Source organism: Alteromonas sp. 76-1 (assembly GCF_900654235.1).
In the GTDB taxonomy this organism is placed as follows: Bacteria; Pseudomonadota; Gammaproteobacteria; order Enterobacterales; family Alteromonadaceae; genus Alteromonas; species Alteromonas naphthalenivorans.
In genome coordinates this window covers 3811305-3830344 of sequence record NZ_LR136958.1, presented here as the reverse complement: position 1 = coordinate 3830344, position 19040 = coordinate 3811305, and the positions used below count along the sequence as shown (strand labels likewise).

Below are 19040 nucleotides of genomic sequence, written 5' to 3'. Positions count from 1 at the left end.
AATGATCACGTAGAGCCAGCTAGTGAAAAAGAACTTGTTTTGTGTCAAATTTGGGAGGAATTATTAAATGTATCACCGATTGGCATACAAGATAACTTTTTTGAGCTAGGTGGACACTCTCTACTTGCGACACGGTTGATTGGAAAGATAAAAGCACAGTTGAGCATTGATGTTCCGCTGAAATTAATATTTCAAAATCCCACTATCGAAGCATTCGCATTGGCAATAGAGAAAAACGCACAGTCTATTTCGCTGCCAATAATTGAATCCTTGGGCAATGATGGTGTTTACCCAATGTCGTATGCACAACAGCGGCTGTGGATTATTGATAAGCTTGAATCTGGCTCACCGCAATACAACATAGTCAATTGCTTTGAGCTAAATGGACAATTGGAATTGAATGCTTTGCAAGTAGCACTGCGAAAAGTAATGTCCAGACATAAAGGCTTGAGAACAAAATTTAAGGAAGTTTCAGGTCAGTATCAGGCCGTTATAAGCGATGATGAACAGCTGCCGCTACAGATAATTAGTGAAGAGACATTTTCATCAGCGTCAGTTGAACTTTCTGAAAATAATATTGTATTAGAAAATAAGCAAATACCTCAATTTGTTGATGACTTAATCACAAAAGAGATTAACCATGTTTTTGACCTTGAACACGATTTATTGATAAGAATCTCGCTTGTACAAGCGGCTAAACAACGTCATTTTTTAGTATTTAATATCCATCATATCATCTCTGATGGTTGGTCATTGGGTGTGCTAGTTAATGAAATAAGCGAATTCTACAATCAATATGTTGGCAATACACATGCAGCGCTAATTGAATTACCTGTGCAGTATAGTGATTTTGCTATGTGGCAAAAAAATGTTCTGACCGGAACATTTTATGAGCAGCACATTGAATATTGGCGAGATAAGCTTGCAGATATTCCCTCTGTCCATGGTTTAGCTCTCGATTATGAAAGACCAAAAAAACAAAGTTATCGGGGCGACTTCGTCAAACAGACGATTTCGCAAAACTTGATGGAAAAAGTCGAACAGCTTTCTCTTTCTTATCAAATCACCCCTTTTGTTTTTCTCCAAACAACATTGTCACTATTACTGAATCGCTACAGTGGTGAACAAGATATTGTAATCGGCACTCCTATTTCAGGGCGGTTACAAGAAAGCCTAAACTCAGTTATTGGTTTTTTTGTTAATACATTACCTCTCAGAACACATGTATTGCCAGATGAAACTTTTGGTCAGTTATTAACCAAAAATGGCAAAGGTTTTATTGAAGCTTATGATCATCAAAGCATCCCATTTGAAATGTTAGTAGATAAACTCAACCCTGTCAGAAGTTTGAGTCATAGCCCTATATTTCAAATTATGTTCACGTTACAAAATAATCAGAATGAGGCATTTTCGTTAACAGGTTTAGAAATAAAAACAGTAAACCGCAATGGGCAATATGTTAAATGCGACTTAGATATCGTTGCACAGGATACTGAGCAAGGCCTAAGTATATTTTGGGGTTATAACAAGGACCTTTTCGAAACCGATAGTATTGAAAGACTTTCTAAGAGTTTTGTCTCATTGTTGACTCAAGTGGTCGAAAGCCCGGAGCTTAATACCGGCGAATATGAAGTGATAACAGAGGAAGATAAATTCACTTTAACCAGTGAGTTGAATTCGACAGAAACGCAATTCGATGACTCTGTGTGTTTCCATCAACTTTTTCAATCCGCAGTTGATTTATATCCAAAAAATAATGCACTTATTTTCAACAATGAAGTGATGACTTACGCTGAATTGAATCAACGAAGTAACAGACTTGCTCGCTATTTATTGAAACAAGGTGTAAAGACAAATGACTGTATTGGCTTGATTTGCCAACGTTCTTTTGAAATGGTTATAGGTATTTATGCAATTTGGAAAGCTGGGGCAGCATATATGCCAATCGAACCGGACTTTCCTGTTGAACGACAGCAGTATATGCTTGATAACGCAGAGGTTAAGTTAGTGTTATCTCAACAAGAGTGCCACACCCAACTTTCAAAGCTATCTTGCCGACACCTGATACTCGATGACATTGAATTAAATAAACAGCTAGCGTTAATCGATGAGGGAAATTTAATTGAAAATGAGGTTTTCTATCATTCCACGAATTTGGCTTATGTAATCTATACATCTGGCTCGACGGGCAAACCGAAAGGAGTGATGGTACAACACCAGGCTTTAGTGAATCGTATTCACTGGATGCAAGGCGAATATCAGCTAAACCAATCAGACGTAGTATTGCAAAAGACTCCATTCAGTTTTGACGTATCTGTTTGGGAGTTTTGTTGGCCGCTTCAAGAGGGAGCAACTTTAGTTATTGCTAAACCTTTAGGTCACAAAGATCCTAAGTATTTAAGAAAAACGATAGAGCAATATGATGTAACAACACTCCATTTCGTACCTTCCCTGCTTTCACAAATATTAAAAGCTGAACAATGGTATGATCTTAAGAATGTAAAACATGTCTTTTGTAGTGGCGAAGCCCTTAGTACGAGTTTAGTGGAAGCATTCTATGCTAATGATACAGTACTCAAAGCAAAAACTAAGTTGCATAACTTATATGGTCCTACAGAGGCTGCAATTGACGTATCATTCTGGGAATGCAGTCCAAGTAATGGATGCCGCCAGATACCAATTGGTAGGCCTATTAATAATATACAGCTTTATGTTCTTGATAAAAATAGAAAAATAGTCCCTCCAGGTTGTGTCGGCGAATTGTATATCGGCGGTGTCGGTTTAGCGAAGGGATATATAAATGATGTGTATCTCACGCGTGAGAGATTTATAGAAATAGATCCTGGAATTGGTCTAGTTTCGAGGTTGTACAGAACGGGAGATTTAGCACGTTGGAACAATAGAGGCTACTTGGAATATAGTGGGCGAATTGATTTTCAGGTGAAAGTTAACGGTGTTCGAATAGAGTTAGGTGAAATTGAATCTCAAATCTGTGCTATCCCTTTAATCGCGGATTGTGTAGTAATCGCACAACAAACCGATAATGCGGGATCAAATCTAGTAGCATTTATTGTGGATAGCAATTCATCTAAATCTACAGGTCAATTGCCTGAATTTGATGAGGAAGTTAATACTAAGGGCCTTGATAGAGTAGCTGAAATTAAATCTATTTTAAAAACTACTCTCCCCGACTTCATGGTGCCAGCTCATTTTGTATTTCTTCCAGAATTACCATTGTCAAGTAACGGGAAAATAGATAGAAAGCAATTGCCTAAGAACACTCGAAAAATATTAAAAGTTAGTGACGTACAAGTGCCAAATGGGGAATTAGAGCAGAAATTAGTGTCATTATGGAGTAATCTAATAGGCATTGATTCATTGGGAGTTCACGATAACTTTTTTGATATCGGCGGTAATTCGCTCTTAAGTATTCAGTTGCAAAGGCAACTTGAAGAAATCCACAACATTGAGATAGATGTTACAGACATATTTGAGTATCCAACTATTAATGAGCTTGCAACGTTCATCAGAACGGGAAGTAAAAATCAACCCGATAGTAAAAGAAAGCCTAGAGCACGTGTTGGTGGTGATAATAAAAATATAGATATAGCAATCATTGCGAGTTCTGTTAGGTTTCCTGATGCAAATACCGTCAATGCATTTTGGCAAAATATCAAAAGTGGAAAAGAGTCACTTCAGCATTTTTCAGAAGAAGAACTTAAAGATGCGGGTGTAAGTGAAGTACTAATCAATCACCCTGATTATGTAAAGTCAGGCTTTGTTTTAGATGGTTTGAAATCGTTCGATGCTAAATTTTTTGGTTTTACACCAAGAGAAGCAGAGGTTTTAGACCCCCAACAACGATTGTTATTTGAAACTACGTATGAAATTCTAGAGCAAGCTGGATATGGCAACCAGAGTATTGCAAGAAATGTTGGTGTATTTGTTGGCTCAGGGGATAGTAATTATTTGCTTAACAATCTTCTCTCAAACACAGAACTAATGAACGATTTTGGTATGGCTGTATTACATGCTAATAGCAAAGACTATACTGCTACAAGATTATCATATCGATTGAATCTGGTGGGACCAGCAATCAATACTTCTACTGCTTGTTCAACCTCGCTGGTTAGTTTACACCAGGCATGCCAAAGCCTACTATTGGACGAGTGCGAAATGGCTGTTGCTGGAGGTGCCGGTATAGCTCAACTTGAGCCTTCAGGTTATCTATACCAAGATGGGGGCATAGGTTCCAAAGACGGTCATTGTCGTGCATTTGATAAAGATTCATCTGGTACTCGCGGTGGGAGTGGCGTCGGTGTCGTTTTATTAAAGCGTTTAGATGATGCGATTGACGATGGAGATACTATTCATGCGGTGATAAAAGGCTCTGCTGTTAATAACGATGGCTCAGGTAAGGTAGGATATACAGCGCCAAGCGTCTTCGGTCAAGCGAGCGTCATTCGAGATGCATTGGATGTGGCATCAGTCGATGCTGCATCGATTCAATATATTGAGACGCATGGTACAGGTACTAAACTTGGGGACCCAATAGAGATAAAAGCATTGAATAAAGTGTTTGGTGCGAATGCTTCTGGTAGTTGTGCGATTACGTCATTAAAGCCCAATATTGGTCACTTAGATGCGGCAGCTGGCGTAGCAGGATTAATAAAAACGGTTGAAGCGTTAAAACACCAGCAATTGCCCCCCAGCATCAATTTCAAGCAGGCGAATCCAGAGATAGATTTTGAGAACAGTCCGTTTTATGTAAACACAGAATTAAAAGCGTGGCCGCGCGATGGAGAGACACCACGCAGAGCCGGAGTGAGTTCATTTGGTATAGGTGGCACTAATGCGCATGTAGTGCTGGAAGAGGCCCCGTTGCTAAGGCATGAAGAGTCGGTAGATGACAAAGCTCAATTGCTGATTTTGTCTGCGAAAACGGAGACAGCCCTGACGCAGATGCAAGAGAACTTAAGCCGCCACTTATCCGCGAATACGCATCAAGCGCTATCGGATGTCAGCTTTACGTTGCAAGTGGGTCGCAGTGATTATGAGTACCGAGGTTATGCGGTATGTCATAGTCAGACAGGTGCAATAGAGCAGTTATCTCAGCCTCAGGGCCTTAAAAGAGGTGTTTGTGAGTCAGGTCATCAGCCAGCGCAGGTATGGATGTTCAGTGGTCAAGGTACCCAATATATAGGGATGAGCGCGGGGCTTTACGAACAGGAGCCAGTGTTCAAACAACAGCTGGACGAATGCGCGGACTTGCTGAAAGCCCATATAGGAATGCCACAGATAGAATCAGATATTCGGGTAGCGCTTTTTGCGGCGGAAAGTGAAGCAAGCTCAGCGTTACTAGCGCAAACACGACTGACACAACCGATTTTGTTTGCGGTTGAATATAGCTTAGCGAAGTTATTGTTGTCATGGGGGCTGCGCCCGGAGGTGATGATAGGTCACAGTCTGGGTGAATATGTTGCGGCTTGTTTAGCGGGGGTAATGAGCTTACCTGACGCCCTGAAACTAGTGAGCGCGCGAGGTCGCTTAATGCAAGCGATGGCGCCAGGTTCGATGTTGTCGGTGGGGTTAGATGAAGCCGGTTTAGCAACGTACCTGGAAGGAACGGACCTAAGTATTGCAGCGTTAAATGGTCGGAAAAGCAGCGTAGTATCAGGTCCGTCGGCGTCAATAGAGGCGTTAGAAATAACGTTGTCAGCAGACGATGTAATGAGCAAACGGTTACCGACATCTCATGCTTTCCATTCTTCGATGATGGAAGGGATGCTAGGAGATTTTGAGGCGGAATTATCGAGCGTTGAATTACGTGCCCCGGAGCAGCGCTACGTGAGTAATGTGACAGGTAAACTAGCGGGCAAAGAGGTGACAGCTGCGAGTTACTGGCTGAAGCATGTAAGAGAAGCGGTGAGGTTTTCAGAGGGTATAGAGTACATTCATCAGGAAGAAGGTTTATCAGCGGGTGCAGTCTGGCTGGAAGTGGGGCCGGGAATGGTATTGGGTTCGCTGGTGAGACAACATGGTTTAGCGGGCAATCACACGCTGGTACACAGCATGCGGCATAGTCAGCAAGCGTTAGCAGATAGAGAAGTGTTACTGGGAATGCTAGGTGAATGCTGGCTACGCGGTGTAACGATAGACTGGCAGCAAGTGCGAGGTAAAGTACGCCGGGTACCGTTGCCCACTTATCCATTTGAGCGAGAGCGTTATTGGATAGATATTAATAAGAATAATATTTACGGCCAACAAGTTAGCCATCAAAAACAGGGCGAAGTTGCTGATTGGTTCTATGTTCCCTCATGGCAATTGAAATCTAATGTATGCTCTGAAAGGGGGGGAAGTAATGCTCATTGTAATTTAATATTCGCTGATGAGCGAGGCGTCGGTGATGCTATAGCTACATTGCTTAATGAAGCAAATCAAACCGTTTTGATTGTGCGGGCTGGCGAGCAATTTTCTGATAGCGGTAATGCTGAATTTGAGATTAAAGCTAATCAACCAACAGATTATAAAAAATTGTTCGATCGCATAGAAGAAAGCGGTTTACGAGTTACTCGTATTATCCATTGCTGGTCAGCAAATGTCAGTGAACCATGTATATCAGATGAAAATCAGTATTTAGAATCACCGGTGTCATTACCAATCGGATCCGCTAGTCTGTTATACAGTATTCAGAATATGGGGAACTTAATTAATCAGGAGAGTTTTGAAGTAAATGTTATCGGCAATGCTTTTAATCGTGTTACAGGCGAAGAAAGTATTTGTGCAAAAAATGCTATGATTTCTGGCATTTCAACAGTTTTACAACAAGAATATCCCAACGTTTCTAGCTACATTATTGATATCGATGATGCGTGTGAACTTGAAGCTAAACAACTCTGGGCAAAAAGAGTAGTACACGAATTAGGCGCCAATACAAGGGAAAGAAAAATTGCATACAGGGGGAAAAATCGATGGGTACAGTGCTTTAACAAATTGCAAAGTTCATCAAAAGTGTCTGAAGGCGATCAGGCATCTTATATAAAGCCTAAAGGAACTTATTTCATAACTGGCGGACTAGGAAAAATAGGTTTGGCATTAGCCAGGTTTATCGCACAGGCATCCGAAGTGAATTTAGTATTGCTGTCACGTTCTTCGTTTCCTTCTAAATCGTTATGGAATCAGATATTGTCAGATCAAAATACTTCTGGCATTGATAGCGTAGTTAAAGAAAAAATTAAAAACTTGTTAGAAATTGAATCTTTGGGCTCGACCGTTACTGTTTATCAAGGTAATGTTGCATGTCTTGAATCAATGACACAAATTTTTGACGCTGTTGAAAATCAATTTGGCAATATTAATGGAGTTGTCCACGCAGCGGCAGATTTAAGTAATTTTGTACGGCCATTGCAGGAACTGGAAGAGCAAGATTATCAGAGACAATTCGAAACAAAGATTAAAGGCGTGCTTGTACTAGAGCAATTATTTAAGAAAACTAAACCTGAATTCTGCTTATTAATGTCTTCTTTGTCGTCGGTTTTGGGCGGTTTGGGTTTTTCTGCTTATGCTACAGCCAATACATTCATGGATGCTTTTGTAAATAAAAAGCATAACGAAGAAGATTATTTTTGGCTAAGTGTGAATTGGGATGGATGGGTTGAACAATCTAGTCCTGGCATAGGACTAATTGACCCATACAGTATGACCTTTGAACAAGGAGTTAAGGCATTTAATCATGTAATGTCGGTGCGTAATACCGCACAAATAATTAACTCAACAGGTTCGTTATATGAGAGACTTAAACAATGTGTAGAAAACTCAGACATTTCTGAAACACGCCAACTGTATACGCGTCCTGAGTTAAATGAGACATTCGTAGCTCCCGAAACAGATATTGAAAAAAGAATCGTCGCAATTTGGCAGGTGTTGCTAGGAATAGAACAGATAGGAATTAATGACAACTTTTTTAGTTTAGGAGGAGATTCACTAATTGCAACTCGATTAATCAGCCATATCAGAACTGAATTTTCTCAGGAAGGTATAGAGTTTTCACTAAGGGATTTTTTTGCAGACCCAGTCATTAAGAGCATTGCAGAGTCAATCTCAAAACGAATTCTCAGTCAACAAGTAAAAATTAAAAAGGAATTGCTAATCCAAAGCGAAACCCGAGAAGAAGGTATTATTTAATGAGTAGTATTGAATCCATTATTGATAAAGCACTTGCTTTGGATATCGTTCTTTATTTGAAAGAAGGGCAACTAGCGTTTGTTGCTGGTGAACAAGGATTCCCAGATGACTTGAAAGTGCAAGTGAAGAATAATAAAAAAGAGATAATTCAATATCTAAATCAAATAGAGCACACCGAAAAGCAAGAAGGGGTGGGTAGTGGTTCAATAACTCCACGAGATAAAAAAACAGAAACTCCGTTATCTTTTTCTCAACAACGATTATGGTTCGTTGATAAGCTCGAAGGTAAAAGTGCGCAATTTAACATGGTTAACGTCCTCAGGCTTTCAGGCATTTTGGATGAACAAGCTTTCCGAAAATCGATTTCTACCATTATAGATAGGCATGAAGTATTAAAAACTCAATTTATTGAAAGAGATGGCATGCCGTATCAAATTATCAATGAGCAGCTCACTGATAATATTCTATACCTTGATTATCAAAACAAATCGTTGGATGAAAGAGAAAAGCAACTTGAATCGCTAGTGGCGTCTGAAGCAAATACGACGTTCGATCTCACAAAAGGGGTACTAATCAGGACTCATCTGATTAAAACGTCCCTTACCGAACATATTGTGATCTTTAATTTACATCATATTGCATCTGATGGCTGGTCATTAGGCATTCTCGTTTCCGAGTTTTGTGAACTTTACAATGCTTTCTCGAGAGGCGGTCAGAATCCATTACCACCATTAGAATTACAATATGGCGATTACGCGGCTTGGCAAAGAGAGTGGCTCAATAGCGAAGCCTTACAAGACCAATTAACTTACTGGACCAGTAAACTGGAAAACTGCCCCTCAGTCCATCAACTTCCATTAGATAAAACAAGACCCGCTCAGCAAACATATAATGGCGATTTTGAATTTATTCAGCTCGATTCAGAAACATTCGCGCAAATTAAACAGTTTTGTAAAGCACAAGATGTTACTTTGTTTACTTATCTCCAAACCGTATTTGCATTACTGGTTAGTCGGCTAAGTGGAGAGTGTGACATAGTTATGGGAACTCCTCTAGCTGGTAGAACCCATCCAGAAGTAGAGCCATTAATTGGCTTTTTTATTAATTCTTTAGTTTTAAGAAATGATTTTAGCTCCGACTTATCTTTTGGCACTTATTTGAAGCAGAATAAAGAAAATCTATTTACTGACTTCACAAACCAAACTATTCCATTTGAAATGTTGGTTGAAGCACTAAGCCCAGAGCGCGATCCATCTATTTCTCCATTGTTTCAAATTGTGTTTGGACTTAATAATACAAATGCAGGTAAATTAAATCTTAACGGTCTAACAGTAGAAACACTACCAAACCAAGTAAAAACTGCCAAAGTTGATTTGGAAATTAGTATTACAGAGGATGCAAATTCACTTGGTATCTTATGGTCGTTCAATACGGACTTATTCTTACAAGATTCAATTGTCAGTATGGCAAATGCGTACAAGACTCTGTTGCGAGAATGTATGTTAAACCCAGAGTCACCTATTATGTCAGTGCCAATAGTTGAACAAAATGATTTAAAAACCCTAATTCAATTAGGTATAGGCTATGGCGAGAAAGCGGACGAAACTAACAACATAATAAAGCGTTTTAATCATCAAGTTACTATATCTCCAGATTCAATAGCAGCTATTTGTGGAGCTGACACTTTAACATACCGGCAACTTGATTGCTTTTCTAATCAGCTCGCAAATTATTTAATAGAATGTGAGTTAGGAAGCAATGCTCATGTAGGAGTACTGTTCGACCGCAGTCTTGAGCAATTAATCGCGATATTGGCTATATTAAAAGTTGGCGCATGTTACGTTCCTTTAGATACTTCGTACCCCCAAAGTCGAATTGATTTTATATGTGAAGATGCCGCTGTCGAACTTGTTTTGATCAGCGAAACGTTAATCAAGCAATTCCCATTAACTCGCTTTGATACAGTACTCGTTGAAACCGTTCGAGACAATAGAGAATGGTTATCTGACTACGAAACGGAATTAGAATCTGTTTCAACTATAGATTCCGAACAACTCTCTTATATTCTTTACACTTCAGGTTCTACTGGCAAGCCTAAAGGAGTGAAAATCACGCACGGCGGGCTTGATAATTATCTGCAGCATGCACTAACAAATTATATAAATGATGAGATAAATGGTGCAATCGTGTGTACGCCACTCTGTTTTGATGCAACAGTAACGTCAATTATGTTACCGCTTTGTTGTGGCAAGTCGGTTTACTTGCTAGCAAACGGTGAGGAGATGTTATCGCAGCTAAGCGCAAAGTTACTTGATTCAAAAAGTTGGTTATTTAAATTAACACCTGCACACCTAAATGCAGTAGAACTGCACGTCGAAGAATCAAAAGCTTCTATGGCTCATCATGTATTAGTTATAGGTGGTGAACAATTAACAGTTCATACGCTTTCTCGTTGGAAAAAAAATCGGTTGAGAAATGCACACTTTATCAATGAATACGGTCCAACAGAAACCGTTGTAGGTTGCACTACTTATATTGTCCAAGATGAAGCACAAGTCGATGCATTAAAAAATTCTCACGCTGTTCCGATTGGTAAACCAATTCAGAATTCCCAGCTACTTGTTCTTAATAATGAAATGCAAATTCAACCTATCGGTGGAGCTGGTGAGTTATACATTGCTGGAGCTGGAGTCGCAAAAGGTTATCTCAATAGAGAAGAATTAACGAATAAACAATTCATAGAAACTAACACTTTACCTAAAGAATTACAGTCTGACATTTCGTCTAAAACTCTCTACAAAACGGGTGATCTAGTTCGCTGGTTACCTGATGGTGTTTTAGCTTTTATTGGTCGAATTGATGATCAAGTAAAAATTCGAGGTTATCGAATAGAACTTGCTGAGATAGAGCAAGTACTGCAAGCGCAAAATAAGGTACAAAATGCTGTCGTAGTGTTGAACGCAGAAACGAAAGAACGCTCTGTTCAAGATGCAAAAATGATCGCCTATATTGTTCCCCAGGATAAAAGTATTGTTCAACAACATGGCTCGTTAACAGAAAACAAAAAGCGAATTCTCAATGATTGCCGTCAATCAATTAGAGATTCCTTACCAGAGTATATGATGCCAAATCATTGGGTGATAATCGATAAATTGCCTTTAACTAATAATGGAAAGTTGGATCGTAAGGCCCTACCTAAGACCGAAGAGCAAATTAGTGAAATCGATAGATATATAGCTCCAAGTAGTGATATTGAAATTGAATTGCAGACCTATTGGTGTCAATTGTTGGGACTTGAGCAGGTTAGTGTTACCAGTTCTTTTTTCGAAGTCGGAGGGCATTCTTTACTGGCCTTAAGATTGCTAAGTCATATTAGGGATCGTTATGATGTAGAACTCAGTTTAAAATCGGTCTTCTCTTCACCTACCATTCAAGCGCAATCTATTGCTATTGAGACGTCCAAATCAATATCAAAACTTCCAGCTATCACAGCGGTTAAAAAAACTAAAGACTTATTAGTTCCACTTTCGTTTGCTCAGCAGCGATTATGGTTCATCGACAAAATGGAGGGTTCAAGTTTACAGTACAATATGCCTGGCTTATTTAGATTGTCGGGGCAGCTTAACCAAGAAGCTTTTAATGATGCATTTAACAGAATAATTAACCGTCACGATGTTTTAAGAACAACATTTCACGAGAAAAATAATTATCCATACCAAAAAGTAAACGAAGGTGTAGCAGCGAGTGTTAAGTATTATGACTTTTCTGAACAAGAAGAGTCGATAAAGAGTGAGTATATCAAGGACTTGATTGAGAAAGAGTCAAATACTCCTTTTGACTTAAGTAAAGATACGATGCTCAGAGTCTTACTTGTTAAACAAAATAAAGATGATTATTTAGTATTGTTCAACATGCATCACATCGCTTCCGATGGTTGGTCATTAGGAGTTCTGGTTAAAGAATTTTGTGAATTTTATACAGCTTCATGTGACGATCGGGCGCCACAATTGCCAGATTTATCAATTCAATACTCAGATTATGCTATGTGGCAAAAACAGTGGATGGAAGATGGGCATTTACATGAAGATATTGATTATTGGAAAAAGCAATTAGAAGACTTACCGTTAGTTCATCAATTACCATTGGATTTTCCTCGTCCTACTCAAGCCACCTATAATGGGGCTACCTATTTTCAAAAGATCGATAATGAACTTAACCGGCAAATTGCTAACTTAGCACAACATACGCAGAGCACCCCCTTTATGGTAATGCAATCCGTATTTGCATTACTAATTGGACGCTGGAGCAATGATCGTGACATAGTGATGGGGACGACCGTTGCAGGGAGAACGCATAAGGAAATCGAATCTTTAATTGGATTTTTTGTTAATACACTTGTTTTGCGAACTGCATTAAAACAAGATGCAAGTTTTATAGAATTGTTGCTCGAAAATAAAGGGCATATTTTTGATGCTTTCGAACATCAAAATGTTCCATTTGAAACGTTGGTGGAAGTTGTTAATCCTGCGCGAAGCACAACTCATACACCTTTATTTCAGATAGCGTTTTCATTTCACAATAATGAAAATGTAAAAATGCAACTCCCTGACCTAACGTTCACAACCTTAGATCAAGACAGAAATACATCGCATTTTGAGTTAGTGCTGAATGTTAATGAATTTGAGGGAGAGTTGATACTAGGCTGGTCATATAACAGTGATCTATTTAAAGTAGAAACAATCAAGCGACTTTCACAAAGTTACTGTGATTTAATTGGTCAAATTGTTGAAGAGCCGAACCGCAACATCGATCAATATAGCATAATTTCTGCCTCAGAATTGTCTCAAATCAGAAAGCTAAATAATGATACGGAAGAGACACTGAAAGATGTACCTAAGTCAATTAAATCTTTCAGCATCCAATTTGAGCAAATGGCAGAGCAGTTTCCTGATTCAGTAGCGATAACATCAGGTGATTTAATAATCGATTATGCTACGTTAAATATTAAAGCTAATCGACTTGCAAATGTACTCTTAGAAAGTGATATTGATAGTGGTAGTAGGGTTGGTATCTATCAAGAACGATCTATAGAAATGGTGATATCACTGTTAGCAATTTTAAAAGTTGGAGCTACATATATTGCTTTAGATCCTGACCATCCACAAGAAAGAACTGAGTTTATACTTCAAGATGCTGAGATAGAAATGGTACTACTTCAAAGTACACAGCTGACTTCTATCCGGCTTGAAGATATTGAGTTTCTACTGCTCGACAATTCAGTAAATGATGATGATTGGTTAGACGATTTTGACTCTGACGACTTGAACATCGATAGTTCTTATCAAGAAACACAGCTTGCTTATATCCTTTATACGTCAGGTTCAACAGGTAAACCTAAAGGCGTAATGATTCCTAACAACGCTCTTGTAGAATATATTGATTATGCCAAAAATCATTATTTTTCAAAATCTATTGTTGGTGCAGTTGTAAATACTCCTTTATGTTTTGATGCAACCATTACCTCATTGCTGGTGCCGTTAACTTTAGGAAAACAAGTAGCATTATTACCTGAAGGAAAGGAGGCTGTCGACGAATTGGCCATTCGTTTAATGGAACAGGCTGAAAATTGGCTTTTCAAAATTACTCCAGCACATTTAGATGCCTTAGCGCTCAAAATCCCTGAATCTTCGGTAGCATTAAATCAACATTTGTTAATTGTTGGTGGAGAGCAACTTTCTAAAAAAACGCTCGAGCGATGGATTCCAAGTCGTTTACCTAATGCAACGTTGGTAAATGAGTACGGTCCAACAGAGGCGGTGGTTGGTTGTAGTACATTTTGGGTAAATAAAGACAATATAGATAAGGTTGATTCTTTAAATGTCCCTATTGGACAACCGATGCCACATGTTGAGCTGTATGTATTAAACAGTCAGTTACAAATTCAGCCATTGAATTCTGTAGGTGAGCTTTATATTGGAGGCTTATCACTGGCAAAAGGATACCTTAATCTTGATTCACTTAATAAGTCCCAGTTCATAGAATCTAAAGGTTCTGAGTGTAAGAGTCGCCGACTCTATCGCACAGGAGATCTCGTTTACTGGAACAATCAAGGTCAATTAGTCTTTGTTGGTAGAGTGGATGATCAGGTTAAAGTTAGAGGTTATCGTATTGAGCCTGGAGAGATAGCTCATAAATTGAAAGCACTAGATAGTATCGATGATGCGCTCATTACAGTAAAACAAGATAAATTTAATGAGCACTATCTAGCGGGTTATTTTACTTTAAACCCTTCTACCTCAACAGCCGCTCACAATACATTAAATCTACTGGTTAGTAATGATATAGATAAAGACTCGCTGCATAAATTACCTAATGGCATGGAGTTGTATGGTATTAATCGCGCTGAGACCGAATACCTATATGACGAAATCTTTATCCATCAAATTTATAGTCAACATGGTATTTCAATCAAAGATGGAGATTGTGTTTTTGATGTTGGTGCCAATATAGGTACGTTTAGTGTTTATCTAGCGACACAATTTAGCCATTTACAAATTTTTAGTTTTGAGCCTATTCCTGTCGTATTTGACAAGCTTTCTATTAACAGTAAGATTTTTGGTCAGTCTCAAATAGTTCCCCTTTGTCTGGGCTTATCTGACAAGGTAACCGAAACTGAGTTTAGTTTTTATCCTAATATGTCGGTCTATTCTGGAGTCAGTAAGGGAAGACAAGATAATATTGAGATCGTAAGAAAATTCCTAGAAAACACCAATAAAAGCGGCCACTCAATAGAAGAGCATGCCCAGTCTTACACTGAACTCGCCGAAACCAGGATGAATACTCAGCAAGTTAAAGTTTCATTGTCTACTGTTTCGGAGCAAATCGAGAAGCATAATATTAAACAAATTGATTTGCTGAAGATTGATGTGGAAAGAAGTGAAAGGGATGTACTTAGTGGCATTAAGGAAGAACACTGGCCAATTATTCAACAACTAGTTGTCGAAGTACATGACGTAGATAATGCAATTAACGACGTAGAATCGCTTTTGAAGCGTCATGGATTTAATGTGGTGCTGGAACAAGACAAAGATTTAGAAGGTACTGAGTTATATAATCTGTATGCGCGACGCGAAGAGGAAATGATTCAGTTATCTGGTACTCAAAATAAGCGTTGGTTAGGTTTATCAAGCATTAAAGAGTCAATAAAAGCGCAGCTTGCTCAGCAGCTAACCTTATATATGATGCCAACAACGTTAATACCAATGCATGAATTTCCATTAACAGGGAATGGCAAGATTAATTACAAGGCTCTCCCTGAAAATGATGATTTAGTACTTACCTCACAAGATTTTGTTGCTCCATCAAATAAACTCGAATGTTTACTTTGCGAACTGACCAGTGATTTACTTAACCTTAAGAAAGTTAGTATTCAGAGTAACTTTTTTGATATTGGTGGGCATTCATTATTGGCTATTCGTTTAATTAGTCGAATTCGTCAGGAAACAGGGGCAGAAATAAGTATTAAAGAAATTTTTGAATATCCAGTTTTAGGTGACTTGGCAAAACATATAGGTTGTAAAAGTTCAATCGACAGTTCAGGTTTTGATAAGCTCGGCATTCCGACTATTACAGCCGTTGACCGTGATGGAAATCTACCGTTATCTTTTGCACAACAGCGATTGTGGTTCATCGATAATCTTTCTGGTAAAAGTACGGAGTATAATATGCCTGTCGCCTTTTATTTGAAAGGTGATCTTAATGTTGTTGCTTTCGAAAGGGCATTAGAAGCAGTTGTGCAAAGGCACGAAACAATCAGAACTCGATTCGTAGAGATTCAAGGGCAACCGAGTCAAGTCATTGACGAGTCTTTTGTGCTACCAATAAAAAGAGTCGATTTGTCTCATCTACAAATGGATCTAATTCAAGAAAAATTAAATCAAATAATGCTGAACGAGAGAGATACTGCTTTCGACTTGAGTAGTGACCTATTGCTGCGAATTACATTGGTCAAATTAGCTGCGCAAGATCATTGGGTGCTACTTAATATGCATCATATAGCATCCGATGGGTGGTCTATGGGCATTTTAGTAAAAGAGTTTAGCGAAATTTATACTGCTTTTGTAAACAATGAGAGTCCTAATCTGGCCGCTTTGGAAATTCAGTATACTGACTTTGCGAGTTGGCAAAGGGATTGGATGAGTGAAGATCGATTGCTCGATGAAATCAGTTTTTGGAAAAAAGAGTTAACAGGAATTCCACAAGTACATAACTTACCTCTGGATAGACATAGACTAGTTGAACAGACATTTAATGGCGATTCGCTAAATCAGACATTTGATGTTGAATTAACCAAAATCATCAAAAAAATGTGTAGGGCGCAAGACGCTACACTATTTATGTGGTTACAAACCTGCTTTTCCATTCTGCTGGGCAGGTTGAGTAATGATACGGATATTGTTATGGGAACGCCTGTAGCAGGACGAACTCATCAGGCGCTTGAACCTTTAATAGGGTTGTTTGTAAACACTGTGGTTTTGAGAACTAAAATTGATGGAGACGCAAGTTTCGAAAGGCAATTAGAGAATAATAAACACACTATACTAAATGCTTTTTCACAACAAACAACCCCGTTCGAGATGGTAGTTGAACAGCTTAACCCTGAGCGAAGCATGAGCCACAGCCCGCTTTTTCAGGTTATGTTTATTTTACAAAATAATGAGCAAGTAGAACTAGAGCTACCCGGTTTAAAATATGAACCAAGTGATAATCTAAAAAACTTGATAAAATTTGAATTAGAACTGATCGTCACTGAGTTTGAGGATCAATTGTATTTAAATTGGTCTTACAATACAGATTTGTTTGATAGAGAAACAATCAAACGAATGAGTGAGTATTTTGAAGTTTTAGTAAGAAGTATTGTTGACTCGCCCAGTAAACCTTGTTCTGCGCACCATTTACTAACTACATCTCATAAAAAAGAATTGCTACCATTGCTTGAAGAAACTTCTGTTAAAGCTGATTCGTTGACGGTGGCTAACTTAATAGAAACCACCGCTCAGAAGAACTTAGAAAAGAAAGCTGTTATTTTTAATTCTGAATGTCTCAGTTATAAAATGTTAGTCGAAAAAATCAATTTATTGGCTAGCAATCTTCGTCGTGAAGGAGTGAATAAAGGAGACATAATCGCAGTTCATTTACAACGTTCAGAGCACATGGTGGCAACATTGCTAGCTATTTGGAAGCTAGGCGCAGCATACCTTCCGCTTGATCCTGACTATCCGAAGGAAAGGTTAGAATATATGCTGTCAGACGCTTGTTGCACTTTCGCAGTGTCTGAAGAAAGTTTGCAAGGCACTTTAGATATCTCTTCTGACTGTCACATAGTGATGTTAGAGAAAATACTTGTTAGTGACAAAAATGAAATAATTGAACATTTCCCTGTTTTGGCTGATTCTGAAGGAATTGCCTATGTGATTTATACTTCTGGATCTACTGGTAAACCCAAAGGCGTGGAAGTACAGCACAGTAGCGTATTGAATTTTCTACGTTCAATGCAGAAAACTCCAAGCATGAATTCAAACGACAAGCTACTTGCAGTGACGCCGATAAGTTTTGATATTCACGTGCTGGAACTTTTTTTACCGCTACTATGTGGTGGTCAATTAGTCGTTTGCGATAAAGAGGCAACTCAAGATGGCCGAATTTTATTTAATAAAATTATGGATAATGACATTACTATCATGCAAGCAACACCGGCAAGTTGGAAGTTGTTATTGGCTTCTGATTTGTGGCAAGACAAAACACCACTAAAAATACTCTGTGGAGGTGAGCTCCTTGATCGCAATCTAGCAATGAAGTTAGAAGAACGAGCAAATTCAGTGTGGAACATGTATGGACCAACTGAAACAACCGTTTGGTCAAGTTGCGGGCAAGTTGTTGATGGTAAAGTTTCAATTGGTAAACCTATAGATCGTACTCAATTTTACATACTCAATGATAAATTTGAATTACAGCCCAAAGGTGTACCTGGTGAACTATTTGTAGGTGGCGCTGGGTTAGCGAAAGGTTATTTGAGAAGAGAGAAGCTGACACTTGAAAAGTTTGTTGAAAACCCTTTCTCAAATAATAGTGGAGATGAAAGACTATACAGAACAGGTGATATAGTTAAATTAAATAATGATAATGAAATTGTTTATGTCGGGAGGCTTGATCAGCAAGTAAAAGTGCAAGGCTTTAGAATCGAATTAGAAGAAATCGAATACCAATTGCTTAAAAATGATGAAGTAGAAAACTGTGCAACGGTTGTTCAACAAAATAGTGATGGAGATAAGTTCATTATCGCTTTTGTCAAACTTACTAATAATCAAGACACTGAAAATCAAATTAACTATATAAAACAGCAACTGGCATCTCAATTACCAGCATATATGAACCCAGGATTTTTCCAATTAATCGAAAGCATACCTTTGACGGCTAATGGGAAGATTGATCGTAAAGCATTAAGCGTGTTGAAGACAGATTTGAATATCCAGAACAAGTATGTCGCTGCTGTTTCGGAAACAGAAGAAAAAATATCTGAAATTTGGCGAGAACTTATGGGACAAGATTCTATCAGCGTTGAAGCAAATTTTTTCAACATTGGTGGTCACTCTTTAATGGCAACAAGACTGATAAGTGCACTTAATAAAAAATTTGGTAGCGCTGCAAATGGAATCTCACTAAAACGATTTTTTACAAATCCTACAATTAGATCCTTAGCTAGCTGGATTGAAGCGGCGGAATTAACAGAAAAAATGGAGCAGCAACAAAGTCAAATCCTAGCAATTGAAGAGGATTTAGAGGAAGGGGAGTTTTAA

The 19040-nt window shown here is 38.5% G+C and carries 2 protein-coding genes (1 of these 2 only partly in view); both read left to right on the top strand.

The window, feature by feature from the left end; all coding sequences use genetic code 11:
- Positions 1–8184, top strand: partial view of a non-ribosomal peptide synthetase/type I polyketide synthase gene (locus ALT761_RS16395; RefSeq protein ID WP_129740001.1) — the 3' portion only. 3123 nt of this gene lie to the left of the window's left edge; only the last 8184 of its 11307 coding nucleotides appear in the window; its start codon lies beyond the left edge, outside the window; the stop codon is at positions 8182–8184.
- Entirely contained in the window at positions 8184–19040 is a 10857-nt protein-coding gene (locus ALT761_RS16390) for a non-ribosomal peptide synthetase (RefSeq protein WP_129740000.1), read from the top strand. Before ALT761_RS16395 ends, ALT761_RS16390 begins: the two co-directional genes overlap by 1 nt.